At 66.4% G+C, this 17,207-nt stretch carries 16 protein-coding genes; 13 read left to right on the top strand and 3 right to left on the bottom strand.

The window, feature by feature from the left end; genetic code table 11:
• Nucleotides 1–353: 353 nt before the first annotated feature.
• A complete protein-coding gene (locus ACIA8C_RS20285; RefSeq protein ID WP_397136782.1) occupies nucleotides 354–1,979 on the bottom strand; it encodes an amino acid adenylation domain-containing protein in 1,626 nt (541 codons plus the stop codon).
• 242 nt (nucleotides 1,980–2,221) lie between these two features.
• On the opposite strand from ACIA8C_RS20285, the gene ACIA8C_RS20280 reads away from it, so the two are divergent.
• Nucleotides 2,222–2,620 carry a nitroreductase family deazaflavin-dependent oxidoreductase gene (locus tag ACIA8C_RS20280; RefSeq protein WP_397137429.1) on the top strand — a complete coding sequence of 133 codons (399 nt, stop codon included), beginning with the start codon at nucleotides 2,222–2,224 and terminating at the stop codon, nucleotides 2,618–2,620.
• Between the two features lies 1 nt (nucleotide 2,621).
• Here ACIA8C_RS20280 and ACIA8C_RS20275 read toward each other — a convergent pair whose 3' ends face one another.
• On the bottom strand, nucleotides 2,622–3,539 hold the full coding sequence (locus ACIA8C_RS20275) for an RNA polymerase sigma-70 factor (RefSeq protein WP_397136780.1): 918 nt from the start codon (nucleotides 3,537–3,539) through the stop codon (nucleotides 2,622–2,624).
• Between the two features lie 168 nt (nucleotides 3,540–3,707).
• Here ACIA8C_RS20275 and ACIA8C_RS20270 point away from each other — a divergent pair, with 168 nt between their 5' ends.
• The 5 genes from ACIA8C_RS20270 (at nucleotide 3,708) to ACIA8C_RS20250 (ending at nucleotide 8,637) form a co-directional block, all read left to right on the top strand.
• Complete coding sequence (locus ACIA8C_RS20270) at nucleotides 3,708–4,193, top strand: carboxymuconolactone decarboxylase family protein (RefSeq protein ID WP_396994496.1); 486 nt, start codon at nucleotides 3,708–3,710, stop codon at nucleotides 4,191–4,193.
• A 187-nt stretch (nucleotides 4,194–4,380) separates the two neighbouring features.
• Nucleotides 4,381–5,034, top strand: coding sequence for a tetratricopeptide repeat protein (locus tag ACIA8C_RS20265; RefSeq protein ID WP_397136778.1), 654 nt, complete (start codon nucleotides 4,381–4,383; stop codon nucleotides 5,032–5,034).
• Between the two features lie 147 nt (nucleotides 5,035–5,181).
• Nucleotides 5,182–6,669 (top strand): dolichyl-phosphate-mannose--protein mannosyltransferase, encoded by a 1,488-nt coding sequence (locus tag ACIA8C_RS20260; protein ID WP_397137427.1) that lies wholly within the window; start codon nucleotides 5,182–5,184, stop codon nucleotides 6,667–6,669.
• A gap of 129 nt (nucleotides 6,670–6,798) precedes the next feature.
• On the top strand, nucleotides 6,799–7,812 hold the full coding sequence (locus ACIA8C_RS20255; protein ID WP_397136776.1) for an ABC transporter substrate-binding protein: 1,014 nt from the start codon (nucleotides 6,799–6,801) through the stop codon (nucleotides 7,810–7,812).
• A 12-nt stretch (nucleotides 7,813–7,824) separates the two neighbouring features.
• A complete protein-coding gene (locus ACIA8C_RS20250) occupies nucleotides 7,825–8,637 on the top strand; it encodes a siderophore-interacting protein (RefSeq protein ID WP_397136774.1) in 813 nt (270 codons plus the stop codon).
• Nucleotides 8,638–8,789: 152 nt separating this feature from the next.
• On the opposite strand, the gene ACIA8C_RS20245 is transcribed toward ACIA8C_RS20250, so the two are convergent.
• Nucleotides 8,790–9,326, bottom strand: coding sequence for a hypothetical protein (locus ACIA8C_RS20245; RefSeq protein WP_397136772.1), 537 nt, complete (start codon nucleotides 9,324–9,326; stop codon nucleotides 8,790–8,792).
• A 133-nt stretch (nucleotides 9,327–9,459) separates the two neighbouring features.
• On the opposite strand from ACIA8C_RS20245, the gene ACIA8C_RS20240 reads away from it, so the two are divergent.
• Genes ACIA8C_RS20240 through ACIA8C_RS20210 form a run of 7 tightly spaced genes read left to right on the top strand, consistent with a single transcriptional unit; the run spans nucleotide 9,460 to nucleotide 17,202 of the window.
• Nucleotides 9,460–11,799: a bifunctional salicylyl-CoA 5-hydroxylase/oxidoreductase gene (locus tag ACIA8C_RS20240; RefSeq protein ID WP_397136770.1), complete on the top strand. Its 2,340-nt coding sequence runs from the start codon at nucleotides 9,460–9,462 to the stop codon at nucleotides 11,797–11,799.
• A gap of 2 nt (nucleotides 11,800–11,801) precedes the next feature.
• Nucleotides 11,802–12,587, top strand: coding sequence for an SDR family NAD(P)-dependent oxidoreductase (locus ACIA8C_RS20235; protein WP_397136768.1), 786 nt, complete (start codon nucleotides 11,802–11,804; stop codon nucleotides 12,585–12,587).
• Between the two features lies 1 nt (nucleotide 12,588).
• The gene (locus ACIA8C_RS20230) at nucleotides 12,589–13,119 is read left to right on the top strand and encodes a MarR family winged helix-turn-helix transcriptional regulator (RefSeq protein ID WP_397136766.1); all 531 of its coding nucleotides are present in this window, start codon (nucleotides 12,589–12,591) and stop codon (nucleotides 13,117–13,119) included.
• Nucleotides 13,119–13,970 (top strand): enoyl-CoA hydratase family protein, encoded by an 852-nt coding sequence (locus ACIA8C_RS20225; RefSeq protein ID WP_397136764.1) that lies wholly within the window; start codon nucleotides 13,119–13,121, stop codon nucleotides 13,968–13,970. Before ACIA8C_RS20230 ends, ACIA8C_RS20225 begins: the two co-directional genes overlap by 1 nt.
• Before the next feature lie 2 nt (nucleotides 13,971–13,972).
• A complete protein-coding gene (locus tag ACIA8C_RS20220; protein ID WP_397136762.1) occupies nucleotides 13,973–15,136 on the top strand; it encodes an acyl-CoA dehydrogenase family protein in 1,164 nt (387 codons plus the stop codon).
• A 27-nt stretch (nucleotides 15,137–15,163) separates the two neighbouring features.
• Nucleotides 15,164–16,801 carry an AMP-binding protein gene (locus ACIA8C_RS20215; RefSeq protein WP_397136760.1) on the top strand — a complete coding sequence of 546 codons (1,638 nt, stop codon included), beginning with the start codon at nucleotides 15,164–15,166 and terminating at the stop codon, nucleotides 16,799–16,801.
• Entirely contained in the window at nucleotides 16,798–17,202 is a 405-nt protein-coding gene (locus tag ACIA8C_RS20210) for a RidA family protein (protein ID WP_397136758.1), read from the top strand. The genes ACIA8C_RS20215 and ACIA8C_RS20210 overlap by 4 nt, the downstream gene beginning before the upstream one ends.
• The last annotated feature ends 5 nt before the right edge of the window (nucleotides 17,203–17,207 follow it).

The raw sequence follows: 17,207 nt of genomic DNA, 5'->3' as shown, positions 1-17,207 counted from the left end.
TCATCGAGTCGTATGTCACGTAGGTCTACGTTCGCGCCGATTAGGGCCCCGCGAAATTGGGCCGGAACCCGAGCGAGAACAAGATATGCTCGCCGATATTCGGGTCGGGTTCCGCCAGCGTTCCAGGAGACCGCTGCACCGACGTTCGCTCGAAGGCTCGGCTTGGGCGCACTCTACATAGCATCCGGGGTATTCGCCGCCGGTTTTGCTACCGCGTCGCCGACGACAGTTCCGTTTCAGCCCACTCCCGCCCATTCGGCAATCCGAACGGCAGCCTCGGCACTCCGGCGATTCAGTGCGCGGCGGTGATCGACCAACTCTGCGTAGTCGACCGGACGGCGCCGTCGTGCGCGCTAGTGCCGCGCCAATTGCCGCAGCGGGCCGCCGGTTTCCACCGACACCGCCGGGCGCGCGTGCACCTGCTCGATCGCGCGCCGACGCAGTTGGGCACGATCCTGTTTTCCATTGCGGGTCAACGGGATCCGGCGGGTGCGCACGAATCGGCTCGGCACCGACGCCGGGGGCAGCTGCCCACAGAGACCGGCACGCAGCCGCCGGAACAAACCCTCCGGTTCGCAATCCGGGTCGGTGGGCTGGATCCAGGCGACCATGGTGGTGTCGTCATCGACGTCGACCGCTACCACTACCGCGGCGGCGACCTCGGGATCGGCGAGCAGCCGCTGTTCGATCTCCCCCGGTTCGATTCGCTGCCCGTCGATCGTCACTCGATCGTTGACGCGGCCCAGATACTCCAACTCGCCATCGACCAGGCGCACCCGATCGCCGGTGCGATAGAGCGTGCGCACCGAGGAGCCTTCGGGTGCGGTGATGAACGCTCGCGCGGTGAGGTCGGGCCGGTTCAGATATCCCAGTGCCAGCGGGATGCCGCCGATGTGCAGCTCACCCTCGTCGCCGGGCCGCACCGGCAGACCGTCCTCGTCGAGCACGCTCAGCACGCAGTTGTCGATCGGCCTGCCGATATACACCGCGCCGATGTCCTCCGGCCGGTCCGGACAGGTCCACGCCGTCACATCGATCGCGGCTTCGGCCGGGCCGTACAGATTGTGCAGCGCCGCGGGCAGGGTCGCCGCGAATTCCCGCGCCACCGGAACCGGCAGCGGCTCACCGCCGCAGAACACGTGCCTCAACGAGGTGCACCGGGCGGCGTCCGGCCACCGCAAGAACTCCCGCAGCATGGACGGAACGAAATGACAGATGGTGATCTGATGCGCGACGATGGCTTGCGCGATCGATACCGGATCCCGGTGCTCATCCGAGGCGAGGAAGACACATCGTGCCCCGGCGATCAGCGGCAGCAGCAGCTCCCATCCGGACACGTCGACGGTGACCGGGGTCTTCTGCAGAATCCGGTCACCGGCGTCGACTTGGAAGGTGTCCCGCATCCACGCCAAGCGATTGCACAGCGAAAGACCGCACACCACAACACCTTTGGGCTCGCCAGTGGATCCTGACGTGAACAGGACGTACGCCGGTTGACCCGACGGCATCTCCGATAACGGGTCCAACTCGTCCGCGTCGGACTCGCGGGGTATGTCCAATGCGCGTAACCCGCACTCGACCACCAGCTCCCTACCGGCACCGGCCACCAAAGCCACTGCGCAATCGGCGATCTCGGTCACCTGCCGCATTCGGGCCGAGGACTCACTCGGATCGACCAGCAGGTAGGGCAGGCCCGCTTTCAGCACACCGAGCAGGGCGACGAGCAGCGCCGGGCCGCGCGGAACGGCGATCGCGACCGTGCGGCCACGCGGCGCGGCCGCGCGGAGCATCCGTGCGACGCGATCCGAGCGCAACTCCAGCTCTCGATACGTCAGCTCACCCGAGTCGTCGGACACCGCGATCGCCCCGGGGATTTCCATCGACACCGCCCGGACGAGCCCTGGTACGCCGTGCCGAAACCGCCGGTCGACGGTTCGGCCGTGTAGCTCCAAAGCCGCCATCGAGAATTGCTGATGCAACCAGACCTCCACGCTTCGACTGATGTCCTAATGTCACCGTAGAGCGCGATAAGGCCGTCGAGGGACGGCCCTTGACGCAACATTTACGAGGTGAGGGGCCGCTTTATCGCCATGCCAACAACACAAGCATGGAATTAACAACTGGTAGCTGCCGATCCCGATCGTCGCCCCGGACCGACATGACCACTACCGCCAACCTCGGCGCCTGAGCATTACAGACCAGGTGGTTTGTTCGGGCGCCGATCTGGATCTACCGGGCCGGCCTCGGATTCCTGTTCGGCTCCCGGCTGCTGATGTTGCAGCACACCGGACGCCGCAGCGGCGCACGCAGATTCGTGGTCCTAGATGTCGTCGACCGGCCCGCGGCGAACGAATACGTCGTCGTCTCCGGATTCGGCACCAAAGCCCAGTGGTATCGCAATGTCCGCGCCGATGCCAAGGTGCGGGTCTCCACGGGCACCAAACGTGCGGCACCCGCCATCGCCACACTGATGACGGATCAGGAAGCCGCAACCGCACTGGAGCACTACATCCGCAACCATCCGAAAGCCTGGGACACGTTGCGCGCCACCATCGAACAAGCCACCGGCACACCCGTGCACAACCTGCCGATGGTCCGTTTGCGTATCACCGGCAACTGACTCAGCGGCGCAGGGCGGTCTCGTGGTCCATGTGCGACAGCTTCTCCGGATTGCGCACGGAGTAGAGCCCGGAGACGAGGCCGTCGTCGATGCGCAGCGCGATGACCGTGTCGATCTCGCCGTCGAGTCGGAGCAGCAGCGCGGGAGAACCGTTGACCTGCACCGGCTCGACCGTCATTGCGGCGCGGATCCGGTCGAAGCCGACGGCGAGCAAGCGGGCCACCGTGCTGGAGCCGACGACCGGGCGCGGCACGGCCTGCTTGATGCCGCCGCCGTCGCCGAGGAAGACGACGTCCGGCGCGAGGATGTCGAGCAGGTTCTGCATCTCGCCGGTCTCGATCGCCAGTTGGAAAGCGGCGAGCGCGTCTCGGGTCTCGGTCTGCGAAACGACGCCACGTGGCCGGCGCGCGGTCACGTGCGCCCGGGCACGGTGAATGATCTGACGGACCGCCGCCGGTGTCTTATCGACGGCCTCGGCGATCTCCTCATACGACAGGTCGAAGACTTCGCGCAGCACGAACACCGCCCGCTCGGTCGGTGCGAGCGTTTCCAGTACCAACATCATCGCCATCGACACGCTGTCGGCCAACTCGACATCCTCGGCCACGTCGGGCGCGGTGAGCAGCGGCTCGGGCAACCAGGACCCGACGTAGGACTCCTTGCGACGGCCGAGCGTGCGTAGCCGGCCGAGCGCCTGGCGGGTAGTGATCCGGACCAGGTACGCCCGTTGATCCCGGACCATGTCGAGATCGACGCCCGCCCACCGCAACCAGGTTTCCTGCAGGACGTCCTCAGCGTCGGCGGCCGAGCCGAGCATCTCGTAGGCGACGGTGAAGAGCAGGTTGCGGTGCGCGACGAAGGTGGCGGTGGCGGGGTCCGCCTGGCTGTCTCCGGGCGCGGTGTTCGACGTACCTGCCATGGGTGGCTCCTGTCTCGCTCTCAGCTGTCACCCCACCAGATGCCGCAACCGACGATTCTGTGACACCACCCGCGTGTGGCGCTCGTCACGTCACCGCGGCTGTCACAGGGACCGGGTCGCCGGCATCTCATGGTCGTTCAGTGCAACACCACGAGTGAGGACGAAGTCATGGAACCCCGTATCGACCTGTTCACCAACCAGTTCGGCGCCAAGTTCGGCAAGCGGTTCGCCAACGCAGGCATGCTGATCGTGCAGTCGTCGCTGCCGAAGGCCACCCAGGAGTTGGTGGCGCTGCGCGCCAGCCAGATCAACGGCTGCGGCTGGTGCATCGACTTGCACACCAAGGACGCCGCGGCCGCCGGCGAAAGCGCGGTCCGGCTCGCACTGGTCGCCGCCTGGCGGGAGGCCACCGTGTTCACCGAGGCCGAGCAGGCCGCGCTGGCACTCGCCGAGGAGGGCACCCGGCTCGCCGACGCCTACCAGGGCGTGTCCGACGAGACCTGGGCCCAGGTGCGCAAGCACTACGACGACGACCAGATCGCGGCGCTGGTCGCCCTGGTAGCGCTGATCAACGCCGCCAACCGGCTCGCCGTGATCGTGCACCAGAAGGGAGGTTCCTACCAGCCCGGCATGTTCGACAGCTTGGTGAACTGAGTAAGGCGAATTGCGGCCCGGCCCAGGATCATTCGATCCTGGCCGGACCAGCGCATGTCCGGCGCGCGCCCGGGGACAGCGAAATGATCGAAAAATGACGGGTGTGGGTCACGGACCACGCGAAGCTGTTGATGAATCCAGCGGTCCGAATAACCGGGCCCGCAACCTTGTTCGATGAGGGACCGTGATGACAGAGCAACCTCCCACCCATTCCGCGTCGAGCGACCGACCGCAGACAAAGCGCACTTCGACCTGGTCGCTACGCCCACGGATGGTTGTCGCGGCCGTAATAGCGGCACTGGCGGTGGGGACTGCGGTAGGAGTCACCGCTACCCGGCTGGCACAGCCCGACGTTTCGCTGGCGCCGGAGATCAAGACACCGCAGCCGGCATCGCAGGAGGAGGCAGACAACAGATTCTACGCTTTGTGCCGGCTGGCCAAAGATAGCTTCAATGCCGGGAAAATTGAGGACGCCCGGAAATACGCACGGGAATTGATAGCCATGACGCCGCAGTACCGAGGGGATTGGAACTACGGCAATGCGGTCCACGACGCCAATATGGTTCTCGGGCGTATCGCTGTGCGCGAGGGAAACATCACCGATGCCAAGGGCTACTTGACTATCGCAGGCAAGAGTCCCGGCTCCCCGCAGATGGACAGTTTCGGTCCGAACGTGAGCTTGGCCAAGGACCTGCTCGAGCGGGGCGAGCGACAGGTCGTCCTGGAGTATCTCGAGTTGTGCCGGACGTTCTGGACGATGCACCTCGGCCGATTGGATGAATGGCGCCAGCAGATCGATGCGGGGGCGATCCCCGATTTCGGCGCGAACCTGGACTATTGATCAGTGCCGTCACCGAGGTCGCAGACCGTTGCATCGCTTGGGCTTTGACACCTGATTCGACTGATGGTCCAGGACTGTGCGTACGGTCGGGGCGTGGTTGATGTGGGGGTGAGCCGGTGGGCCCGGCCGGTGATCAGTCGGTCTGTGATGCGGCCGGAGCCGGGACCGGGTGACACCGCGCGCGGCTGGTGGGTGACGATCGCGCTGACGTTGATCGCGGCCGTCACTCGATTCGAGCGGCTCGGCTCGACGACCGAGGGCGGGACGCCGGTCTTCGACGAGAAGTATTACGCGTTGCAGGCGTGGGAGATGCTGACCAACGGGATGGGGATCGAGGACAATCCCGGCTATGTGGTCGTGGTGCATCCACCGGCCGGAAAGCTGCTGATCGCGCTCGGCGAAATGCTGTTCGGTTACAGCCCGCTGGGGTGGCGGATTTCGGCGGCGGTGGCCGGAACCGTGTTGGTATTGCTGGTGATTCGGATCGTCCGGCGGCTTGCTCACTCGACGATGATCGGGGCCGTCGCCGGAATTCTGATGATCGCCGAGGGCGTGACGTTGGTTTCGTCGCGGATCGGGATGCTCGATATCTTTCTGACGGTGCTGGTCACCGGGGCGTTCGGGTGTTTGATCGTCGACCGTGATGAGGTCAGGGCGCGGATGGCGACGGCCGAAGCCGCGGGACGGGTCTCAGCGACTTCGTTCGGGCCTCGGCTAGGGGTGCGATGGTGGCGGTTCGCCGCCGGAGTATTGCTCGGATTGGCTTGTGCGACAAAGTGGTCCGGCGCCTACTTCATGGTCTGCTTCGTGGTCCTGTGCTTAGGGTTCGATGCCGCCGCTCGACGGCACTACGGCGTGCGGCGACCGTTTGCCGGCACGCTCGCGCGGGACGCCGCACCGGCGGTGTTCGCGCTGATCGTCGTCGCGGTCGGGGTGTATCTGGGGTCCTACGCGGGATGGTTCGCCAGCGAAAGCGCGATCAACCGGCACGCCGTCGGGATCCAGGTCGGCTCCGGCGGGTTCTTCTCCTTCGTGCCGGATGCGTTGCGAGCCCTGTGGTTCCAGCATGCCGAGGTGCTCGGCGTGCACACCCATCTGACCAACTCCGCGGGTTTCCATCATCCGTGGGAGTCCAAGCCTTGGACGTGGCCGATGGGATTGCGGCCGATGCTCTATCACTTTACCGATCCCGCGCAGACCACCGGATGCGGGCAATCGTCGTGTGTGCGAGCGATCATGCTGGTGGGCACGCCCGCGATCTGGTGGCTGGCGTTTCCCGCGGTGGGGTGGGCGTTGTGGCAGACGGTTACCCGGCGCGACTGGCGGTACCTGGCCGTGCTGGCCGGTTACGCGGCGGGCTGGTTGCCGTGGTTCGCGGTGCTGGACCGGCAGATGTATTACTTCTACGCGACCGCGATGGCCCCGTTCCTGGTCATGCTGGTCGCACTCGCCCTCGGGCAGATCCTCGGGCGCGTCACTGAATCCCGCGAACGTCGTGATACCGGATTGCTGGTGGTCTGCCTGTATCTGGGTTTGGTCGTCGCCAACTTTGTCTGGAACTATCCGATCCTGACCGCGATGCCGATCACGGGGTCGAGCTGGCAGCAGCATCTATGGTTGCCGAGCTGGCGCTGACGGGTGGCCCGCTTATCATCCGCCGCAACAGCATTGGGAAAACCACGTCGAAGAATGCGGGCACACGCGTGATCAACCTCACGTAGGCTAGGCTTGCCTAACTATCAACTAGTCGTTCTAATGGCGGCCATGGACACAATCCATATCACCCGCCGCCGCCTGCTCACCACCGCCTGCGCGGCCGGGCTCGGCGCCCTCGCGTCCGCGTGTGGCCGGTCCCCCGAGGACGAATCGTTCACGGGTCCGGGCGGCTGGTCGTTCACCGACGACCGGGACAGTACCGTCCACACCAAGGAGATACCGTCCCGGATCGTCGCCTTCGTCGGCGCCGCCGCGATGCTGGCCGACTTCGGGCTGCAAGATCGCCTCGTCGGCGTCTTCGGCGAAACACGCACGACGGACGAACTGGCGCCGCTGCGGGGCGATCTCGACCTCGGCAAGGTGACCGTGCTCGGCAACAACTGGGGCGAGTTCAATGTCGAGAAGTACGCGGCACTCGGGCCCGACCTGCTCGTCACCGATATGTATGTGCCCGAACGACTCTGGTACATCCCGGACGAGAGCAAGACGAAGATTCTGACGATCAATCCGAATGTGGCGGCGGTCCGGGTCGCGCACCGGACGCTGCCGGAGACCATCGCCCGCTACACCGAGCTCGCTCGTGCGCTGGGCGCTGATCTCAACGCGCCCAAGGTAATCCAAGCCAAGGCCCGCTTCGACGCGGCGGCGCAGGCGGTCCGTGACGCGGTCGCGCAACGCCCCGGGCTGCGCGTACTGGCCGCCTCCGCCGCGCCGGGCATCTTCTACGTGTCCGATCCGAAAGCCGCTGCCGACCTCAGCTATTTCGCGGAGTTGGGGGTGGACATGGTCGGGCCGGACCATGTCACCGGCGACGGCTTCTTCGAGGAACTGAGCTGGGAGCACACCGACAAATACGCGGCCGACCTGATCCTGCTCGATCGCAGGGCGACCGGATTGTCGCCGGACGCGCTCGCTGCCAACCCGGTGTGGCGGGGCCTGCCCGCCGTGCGCGGCAACCAGGTCGGCAATTGGCAGCCGATCTACCGGTTCTCACACGCGGGTACCGCGCCGCTGCTCGAGGATCTGGCCGCGGCCATCCGGCGCTCCGGCAAAGTCACCTGACAAGGAACCATCATGCGCGCCCAACCTTTTCGCTTCTTCGAGAATGTCCCCGTCCTGCGGACCGAACTGCTCAGCCCTTCTCAGCTCCGGATCGTCTTCGGCGGTGCGGCATTGGCGGGCTTCGCCAGTGGCGGACGCGATCAGAGCCTGTCGCTGTTCCTGCCGCAGCCGGGTCAGTCGAAGCCTTGGATACCGATCGACGCCGGTGACAACTGGTTCGCCGAGTGGCGGGCCACCGATCTCGCCGTCCGCTCGGTGATGCGCGCGTACACCGCGCGCGAGCACCGGCCCGAAACCGGCGAGCTGGATATCGATTTCGTCCCGCACGCCGACGGCGGCCCGGCCTCGCGGTGGGCGGCGCAGGCGCAACCGGGACACCGGGTCACCATCCTCGGACCGTCCGACGGCGACAATCGCAGCGTCGCGTTCCGCCCGCCCCGCGACGCCGGATGCGTGCTCATCGCCGCGGACGAGACGGCGTTGCCCGCGGCGTCGAGCATTCTCGAATCACTACCCGCGGGCACCGTCGCCAAGGTCTGGATCGAGGTGCCGCACAAGTCCGACCGCCGCGAACTGCGCACCAAGGCAGACGCCGAGATCACCTGGCTGGTGCACGACGACCGGGAACGCGGCCAGATCGTCCGCGCGATCCAGGCCGCCGCGCTACCGCAGCACCGCCCCTACGCATGGATCGCGGGCGAATCGAGCGTCGTCCGCACCCTACGCCGCCACCTCGTCACCGACCGCCATATCCCCAAGGCCGACATCACATTTCGCGGCTACTGGCGCCTCGGCGCGTCAGAGGACGAACTCCGCAACGCATGAGACCGCCATAGCCCGGGCCAGCGCCGAGACTGGTTCGCCGGAACAACGCGCCCCCGCCGATCTGGTGAGCGACGGCGGCACGCACCCCACGCACAGGATGTTCTCCGATGGTCGAGACGCCTGGTGCCCTCTGAGTAGAATCGATGACTTCCCTACACCGTCCGCAGCATTCCCGTCAACACCGTGTCGCGACCGATAACCAATTCGCCCGTCGATCTGAAGCCACCATGCTCGGCGAGTATCACACTTGTTTCGTTCGTTGCTATGACGAAAATATCTGTGTCACTTGCGTCAATACGCGCCTTGACCAGGTTTGATGTCAAACCCTTCCCCCGCGCAGTTGGCAACGCTCCACCACACGCCAGGTACAGATGCGGACTGTCCGGTCGGAGGCTCTCGATCCGGCGGGACACAGCCAGGGCTCGTGGTATCGCCGATCCGAGGGCACGGATCAGGCTGAGCGGCTTAGCCATTGGCGAGACAACGCCTGGCTTTTCCCACAGTACGACACTAACGATCTCGCCTCCATCCGATGCGGTGTCAACGAATCCCTTGCGTCGCCTCGCCTCAACGCGCGAGTGCCAAAAGTGCGGTAGCGCGCGGCGTCGGCGGTCTGGCTCGGGCCAGAAGTAGGCCATCAAGGGGTCATCCATAAACGCCTCGGCAAGGACTCGGGCTTCCGGTGTCATGGAGCTGAGGCTAGACGTGTCCCGCACACCTCAACGAGCGGTCGCGTATGCCGAGCAGTCAATCCGGTGAAAGTGCTTTACATCTAAAGCTTTAAATATAAAGTACTTGGTATCGCGGCTGCTGAGGAGATGTATGAAGGTCGTGTGCATCGGCGGCGGGCCCGCTGGACTGTACTTCGGGTTGTTGATGAAGCAGCTCAATGCTGATCACGAGGTGACCGTGGTCGAACGTAACCGGCCCTATGACACTTTCGGGTGGGGGGTGGTGTTTTCCGATGCCACGATGGAGACGATGCGGGTCTGGGATCGGGTGACCGCGGATCGGATCGAGTCGGCGTTCAACCATTGGGATGACATCGAGCTGCGGTTCAAGGGGCGGGTCTTGCGTTCGGGCGGGCATGGTTTCGTCGGGATCGGGCGGAAGAAGCTGCTGAACATCCTGCAGGCGCGGTGCGAAGAGGTCGGGGTGCGGCTGGAGTTCGATCGAGAGGTGAACTCCGACAGTGAGTTTCCCGATGCGGACCTGATCGTCGCGGCCGACGGGATCTCCTCCAAGATCCGCGGCCGCCACCAAGACGTCTTCGTGCCCGACCTCGTGACGCGCCCCAACCGCTACATCTGGCTCGGCACCGAGAAGCTTTACGACGCTTTCACTTTCGACTTCGTCGAGACCGAACACGGCTGGTTGCAGGCACATATCTACAAGTTCGACGAGAACACCAGCACCTTCATCGTCGAAGCACCGGAACACGTGTGGCGGGCCCACGGGCTCGACCAGGCCACCCCGGATGAGTCGGTGGCGTTCTGCGAGAAGGTGTTCGCCGACAATCTGCGGGGCCAGAAGCTGATGACGAACTCTCGTCACCTGCCGGGATCGGGATGGCAGAACTTCCAGCGGGTCAAGTGCGAACAGTGGTGGCTGCACAACGGCAACAGCCACGTCGTGCTGATGGGCGACGCCGTGCACACCGCGCACTTCGCCATCGGCTCGGGGACCAAGCTGGCACTGGAAGACGCCATCGAGCTGGTCCGCCAACTCGGCGAGCGCGGCGACACCCCCGCGGACCTGCCCGACGTGCTCACGCACTACCAGGAGATCCGGTCGATCGACGCACTACGACTGCAGAACGCGGCATGGAACGCGATGGAGTGGTTCGAGGTGTGCGGCGAACGCTATTGCGACCAACTGGAACCCGAACAGTTCATGTACTCGATGCTCACCCGCAGTCAGCGGATCAGTCACGAGAATCTGCGCCTGCGCGACAAGGGCTGGCTAGAGGATTACGAGCGCTGGTTCGACGCGCGCGCCGGAGTTACTCGAACCGCCGAAGAGCCCTCCGTCCCACCGATGTTCACGCCATACACCGCCCGGTCGGTGACGCTGAAGAATCGGGTGATCGTCTCACCGATGGCCCAGTATTCGGCCGTCGACGGCGTGCCCGGCGATTTCCACCTCGTGCATCTCGGCGCCCGCGCGCAAGGCGGCGCCGGGCTGGTGTTCGCCGAAATGACCTGTGTCAGCGCCACGGGCCGGATCACGCCCGGCTGCCCAGGCCTGTACACCGACGAGCAGCGGCAGGCGTGGCAGCGCATCGCCGCGTGGGTGCACGCCAACACCGACGCGAAAATCGGTATGCAGCTCGGACATTCAGGTGCGAAGGGTTCCACCCGCCGCATGTGGGACGGCACCGATCAACCGCTGACACCCGACGATGACGAACCGAACTGGCCATTGATCTCGGCGTCGCCGCAGCAGTACCTGGACGGGGTGAGCCAGTGGTCGCGGGCGATGACCAGGGCCGACATGGACCAGGTGACCGAACAGTTCGTCGTCGCCGCCCGCCGCACGGCCGCCGCGGGCTTCGACTGGCTCGAATTGCATTGCGCGCACGGCTATCTACTGTCCAGCTTCATCTCGCCGCTGACCAACCAGCGCACCGACGACTACGGTGGGTCGCTGGCGAACCGGCTGCGCTATCCGCTGGAGGTCTTCGCCGCGGTGCGCGACGTGTGGCCCGCCGAACTCCCGATGTCGGTGCGGATTTCGGCACACGACTGGGCCGAGGGCGGCATCACCCCGGCCGACGCCGTCACGATCGCGAAGCGGTTCAAGGAGGCGGGTGCCGACCTGATCGACTGTTCCTCGGGCCAGGTGACCAAGCAGGAGCAACCGACCTTCGGGCGGATGTGGCAGACGCCGTTCGCCGACCGAGTGCGCCAGGAGGCGGGGATCGCCACGATCGCCGTCGGGGCGATCTCCGAGGCCGACCACGTGAACAGCATCGTCGCCGCCGGACGGGCCGACCTGTGTGCCATCGCCCGCCCGCACCTGGCGAACCCGTCCTGGACGCTCACCGAGGCGGCCAAGATCGGCTACACCGAGCTCGGCTGGCCCAAGCAATATCGGGCCGCCAAGCGGCAATTCGAAGCGAACATCCAGCGCCAGCAGGCCGCCGCGGCGGGGAGAGGCTGACCATGCCCGATTCCACCCCCGGCCTGGCCGACCGGCACGCGCTCGTCACCGGCGGGTCCCGCGGCATCGGTGCCGCCATCGCGAACAGACTCGCGCGCGATGGCGCGCGCCTCACCCTGCTGTCTCGTGATTTCGTCCGCGCCACCGAAACCGTTGCGCGGCTGCCGAAGTCGGCGCAGGCGCACGCCATCGCGTGCGACATCACCGACCCGGAGGCGGTCGCCGCCGCGTTCACCGACGCCCGGCTCCTGCACGGCGCGGTGGACATCCTGGTGAACAACGCCGGGCAGGCGGCAAGCGCGCCGCTGCGGCGTACCACCGACGAACTGTGGCAGCGCATGCTCGCGGTCAACCTCACCGGCACCTTCCTGTGCACCAGGAGCGCGGTCATCGACATGCTCGCCGCCGGACGTGGCCGAGTCGTCAACATCGCCAGCACGGCGGGCCTGCGCGGCTACCCCTACGTCACCGCCTACGCGGCGGCCAAACACGGCGTGATCGGCCTGACCCGCGCGCTGGCACTGGAACTCGCGAACACCCCGATCACCGTGAACGCGATCTGCCCCGGCTTCACCGACACCGACCTGTTGCAGGAGAGCGTGACCAACGTGACCGAGACGACCGGCCGGAGCCCCGGCGAAGCGCGGGCGGCGTTCACCCGGCACAACCCGCAGGGCAGGCTGATCGAGCCGGACGAGGTCGCGGCCACCGCGGCGTGGCTCTGCTCGGACGCGGCGGCTTCGATTACCGGGCAATCGATTTCGGTCAGCGGCGGGGAGGTGATGTGAGGTGTCCACCCGCCACGAGCTCGACGACGAACGCATCGGCATGGAGGCTCGCACTGTCTCCGGCGACCACCTCGATGTGCGGTTGTGGTTGCGATTGCTGGCCACTACCAACGAGATCGAGCAGGAAATCCGCACCCGGCTGCGGCTACGGTTCGCCACCACCCTGCCCCGCTTCGACTATCTGGCCCAGCTCGACCGGCATCACGACGGCCTGCGGATGAGCGCGCTGTCCCGCTATCTGATGGTGACCGGCGGCAATGTCACTGGCCTCACCGATCAGCTGGTGGCCGAGGGCTGGGTCGACCGGGTTCCGGACCCGGTCGACAAACGCGCGACGCTGGTGCGGCTGACCGACCTCGGGCGCGAACGCTTCGAAGAGATGGCCGCCGAACATGAACGCTGGCTCACCGAGATGTTCGCCGGTTTCGGCCGCGGCGACGAGCAGGCGCTCTTCGATCTACTCGGGCAACTCCGGGTCCATCTCGCCGCGACGGCCGACCACTCCCCCGTATCGAATCACCAGGAACGCTGATGACCCAACATCTCGACCCCGCACTGCGCGAGGCCAACCGCAGCACCCTCGCCGACTACCCGAGTATTCATTTCCGGTGGGATGTCCACGAGGGCGTCGGCACGATCATGCTCGATCGTCCGGACCGTAAGAATCCGTTGACCTTCGATTCCTACGCCGAGTTGCGAGACCTGTTCCGCCGCTTGGCTTATGCCGAGGACGTCGCGGTGATCGTGCTGCACGGCGCTGGCGAGAACTTCTGCTCCGGCGGCGATGTGCACGACATCATCGGCCCGTTGATCGCGCTGCCCGCGCCCGAGCTCTTGATGTTCACCCGAATGACCGGCGATCTGGTCAAGGCGATGCGGGCTTGTCCGCAGCCGATCGTGGCCGCCGTCGACGGGGTCTGCGCCGGGGCTGGCGCGATTCTCGCGATGGCGTCCGATCTGCGGGTCGGAACTGCGCGCAGCGCAACGGCTTTCCTGTTCACCCGAGTCGGGCTCGCCGGGTGCGATATGGGCGCCTGCGCGATCTTGCCGCGCATTATCGGGCAGGGGCGCGCGTCCGAATTGCTCTACACCGGGCGGGCGATGACCGGCGACGAGGCTTACGCGTGGGGATTCTTCAACCAACTGGCCGAACCGGAGCAACTACTCGACACCGCGGGTCAGCTCGCGCACCGCCTGGCCGAGGGCCCCACCTTCGCCCAGGGCATCACCAAAACCATGATGCACCAGGAGTGGTCGATGACGGTGGACCAAGCCATCGAGGCCGAGGCGCAGGCCCAAGCGCTGTGCATGCTCACCGAAGACTTCAAACGCGCTTATCACGCGTTCCGCGACAAGCAACGGCCGAAGTTCGAAGGGAACTAGCCATGTCCGAAGATCATTGGGACTGGCCGTTTTTCGAGGACGAGCACCGCAAGCTTGCCGCCGCACTGCAGGACTGGGCCGCCGGTCACCTGAACAGCGGCACCAGCACCGACGTCGACGCCCGATGTCGTCGGCTGGTCCGCGCGCTCGGCGACGCGGGCTGGCTCCGACACACCGTCGCCGGTACGGAGTTCGGCGGCAGTCGCGACCAGATCGACACGCGCGCCATCTGTCTGGCTCGCGAAATCCTCGCCGAACACAACGCGCTCGCCGACTTCGCCTTCGCCATGCAGGGACTCGGCTCCGGTGCGATCAGCCTCGCGGGCACCGACGAGCAGAAGCGACACTATCTGCCGCGGGTGGCGACCGGTGCCGCGATCGCCGCGTTCGCGCTCTCGGAGACCGACGCGGGGTCCGATGCCGCCGCGCTGTCGTGCGCCGCCCGCGCCGACGGGGACGGGTTCGTCATCGACGGGGAGAAGACCTGGATCTCCAACGGCGGCATCGCGGACTTCTACGTGGTGTTCGCGCGCACCGGGGAAGCCGAAGGCGCACGGGGCATCTCGGCCTTCATCGTCGACGCGGACACTGCCGGCCTGCATATCGCCGAGCGCATCGACCTGATCGCCCCGCATCCCTTGGCACGGTTACGCTTCGAGGGCTGTCGGGTCCCGGCAACCCATCGGCTCGGCGACGCGGGTACAGGTTTCGCGCTCGCGATGCGCACCCTCGACATCTTCCGGACGTCGGTGGCGGCCGCCGCCCTCGGCTTCGCCCGCAAGGCCATGGCCGAGGCCCTCACGAGGTCGACCTCGCGGCGCATGTTCGGTGGCGTACTGGCCGACTTCCAGCTCACCCGAGCCGAACTCGCGCAGATGGCCACCACGATCGACTCGACCGCGCTGCTCACCTATCGCGCCGCCTGGCAGCGCGATCAAGGACGACCCGTCACCCGCGAGGCGGCCATGGCCAAGATGGCCGCAACCGAAGGCGCCCAACGGGTTATAGACGCGGCCGTGCAAATGTGGGGCGCACTCGGCGTGGTCAGCGACCGGCCGGTCGAGCGGCTCTACCGTGACGTCCGCGCCCTGCGCATCTACGAGGGCGCTACCGAGGTGCAGCAACTGATCATCGCCCGCGAAGTCCTGCGCGGCACCATTTCTTGATTTTCCTTCTCTCCCACAAGGTTCGAAATGACAAGCGCCCACCTAGATACCTTCGCCCGCGACAACCTTCCCCCGCTCGACCAGTGGCCCGACCTGGTGTTCGACGCACCCGAACTGCGGTTTCCGGCCCAACTCAATTGCGCCGCAGAACTACTCGACCGGCGGCTGGCCGACGGCGACGGCGGCCGTCTGTGCATACAGGCCCCCGGCGGACCACGCTGGACCTACGCCGACCTGCACCAGCAGGCCAACCGCATCGCGGCGGTGCTGGTGCACGATATGGGCCTCGTACCGGGCAATCGGGTGCTGCTGGACGCGCCGAACAACCCCATGCTCGCGGCGTGCTGGTTCGCCGTGATGAAGGCGGGCGGCATCGCCGTGACGGCCATGCCGCTGCTGCGGGTCAAGGAACTCACCCAGATCGTCGACAAGGCGCGAATCACGCACGCGCTCTGCGATGCCGCGCTGTCCGCGCGACTCGACGCCGTGGCAGCGGCCTGCCCCACGTTGAACCAGGTGCGCTACTTCCACCGCGAATCCGACGACGGCCTCGAAGCGCTGATGGCCCGCCACGACGGCCGGTTCGACACGGTCGACACTGCCGCCGACGACGTCTGCCTCATCGCGTTCACCTCCGGCACCACCGGCGTGCCGAAGGCGACCGTGCACTTCCATCGCGACGTCATGGCGATCTGCCACTGCTTCCCTCGGCACATTCTGCGGCCGGAACCCGACGACGTGTTCATCGGCAGCCCGCCGCTGGCCTTCACGTTCGGACTCGGTGGGCTGCTGCTGTTTCCGATGACGGTCGGCGCCTGCACCGTGCTGCTCGAGCAGGCAGGCCCACCGCAGCTGCTCGAAGCGATCGAGAAGTTCGGCGCGACAGTGCTTTTCACCGCGCCCACCTCGTATCGCATCCTGGCCCGGCACGACCTGAGCGACACCTCGCTGCGCAAATGCGTCTCGGCGGGTGAATCGTTGCCGCCGAGCACCCGCGCCCGATGGCGCGAGGCGACCGGCATCGAGCTGATCGACGGCATCGGCGCCACCGAGATGCTGCACATCTTCATCTCCGCCGACGAAGCACACGCCAGGCCCGGCGCGACGGGGCTCGCGGTACCCGGATATGAGGCGCGCGTGGTGGACGAGGACGGAAATACGCTGGGCCCCGGCGAGATCGGGCTACTCGCGGTGCGCGGCCCGACCGGCTGTCGTTATCTCGCCGATGAGCGGCAGACCGCCTACGTGCGCGACGGCTGGAACTACACCGGCGACGCCTACTCGATCGACGTCGACGGCTATTTCCACTATCAGGCGCGCTCGGACGACATGATCGTGTCGTCCGGCTATAACATCGCCGCACCCGAGGTCGAGGACGCGTTGGCCGGACACTTCGCGGTGGCCGACTGCGCCGTGGTCGGGGTGCCCGATGAGGATCGCGGTCAAATCGTCAAGGCGTATGTGGTGCTGCGCGCGGAGATCGAGACACGCGACGGGATGGTCGAGGAATTGCAGGATTTCGTGAAACAGACAGTGGCACCGTACAAGTACCCGAGGGCCATCGCCTTCGTCGACGCGCTGCCGCGCACGCCGACCGGCAAGCTGCAACGCTTCCGGCTGCGTGAAATCGGTGCGGTGCACGGTGATTCGGCGGCGACCGCATGAGGGTGCTGCAGCCGCCGGGGTGGCCGCGGCCGCGCGGGTACGCGAACGGTATTGCCGCGCGCGGGGAAATGGTGTTCGTGGCAGGCATGATCGGCTGGGACGCCGAGGGCGTGATTCGCTCGCACGACATCGCGGACCAGGTGCGCCAAGCGTTGCGCAACATTGTGGCCGTGCTTGCCGAGGCGGGTGCGCAACCCGCGCACATCGTCCGAATGACCTGGTACGTCACCGATGTCGATGCCTACGTCGGCGCGTATCGGGAGATCGGCGTTGCCTTCCGCGAGGTCATCGGCGACTTCAGTGCGGCGATGACCGCCATCGAGGTGACCCGCCTGGTCGAGCCGGACGCCAAGGTCGAGATCGAAGTCACCGCCGTGATCCCGGACTCGCGGGCAGAGTAGGAGTG

The organism is Nocardia sp. NPDC051321 (assembly GCF_044455225.1).
Taxonomy (GTDB): domain Bacteria; phylum Actinomycetota; class Actinomycetes; order Mycobacteriales; family Mycobacteriaceae; genus Nocardia.
This window is presented reverse-complemented; position numbering and strand designations above follow the sequence as displayed.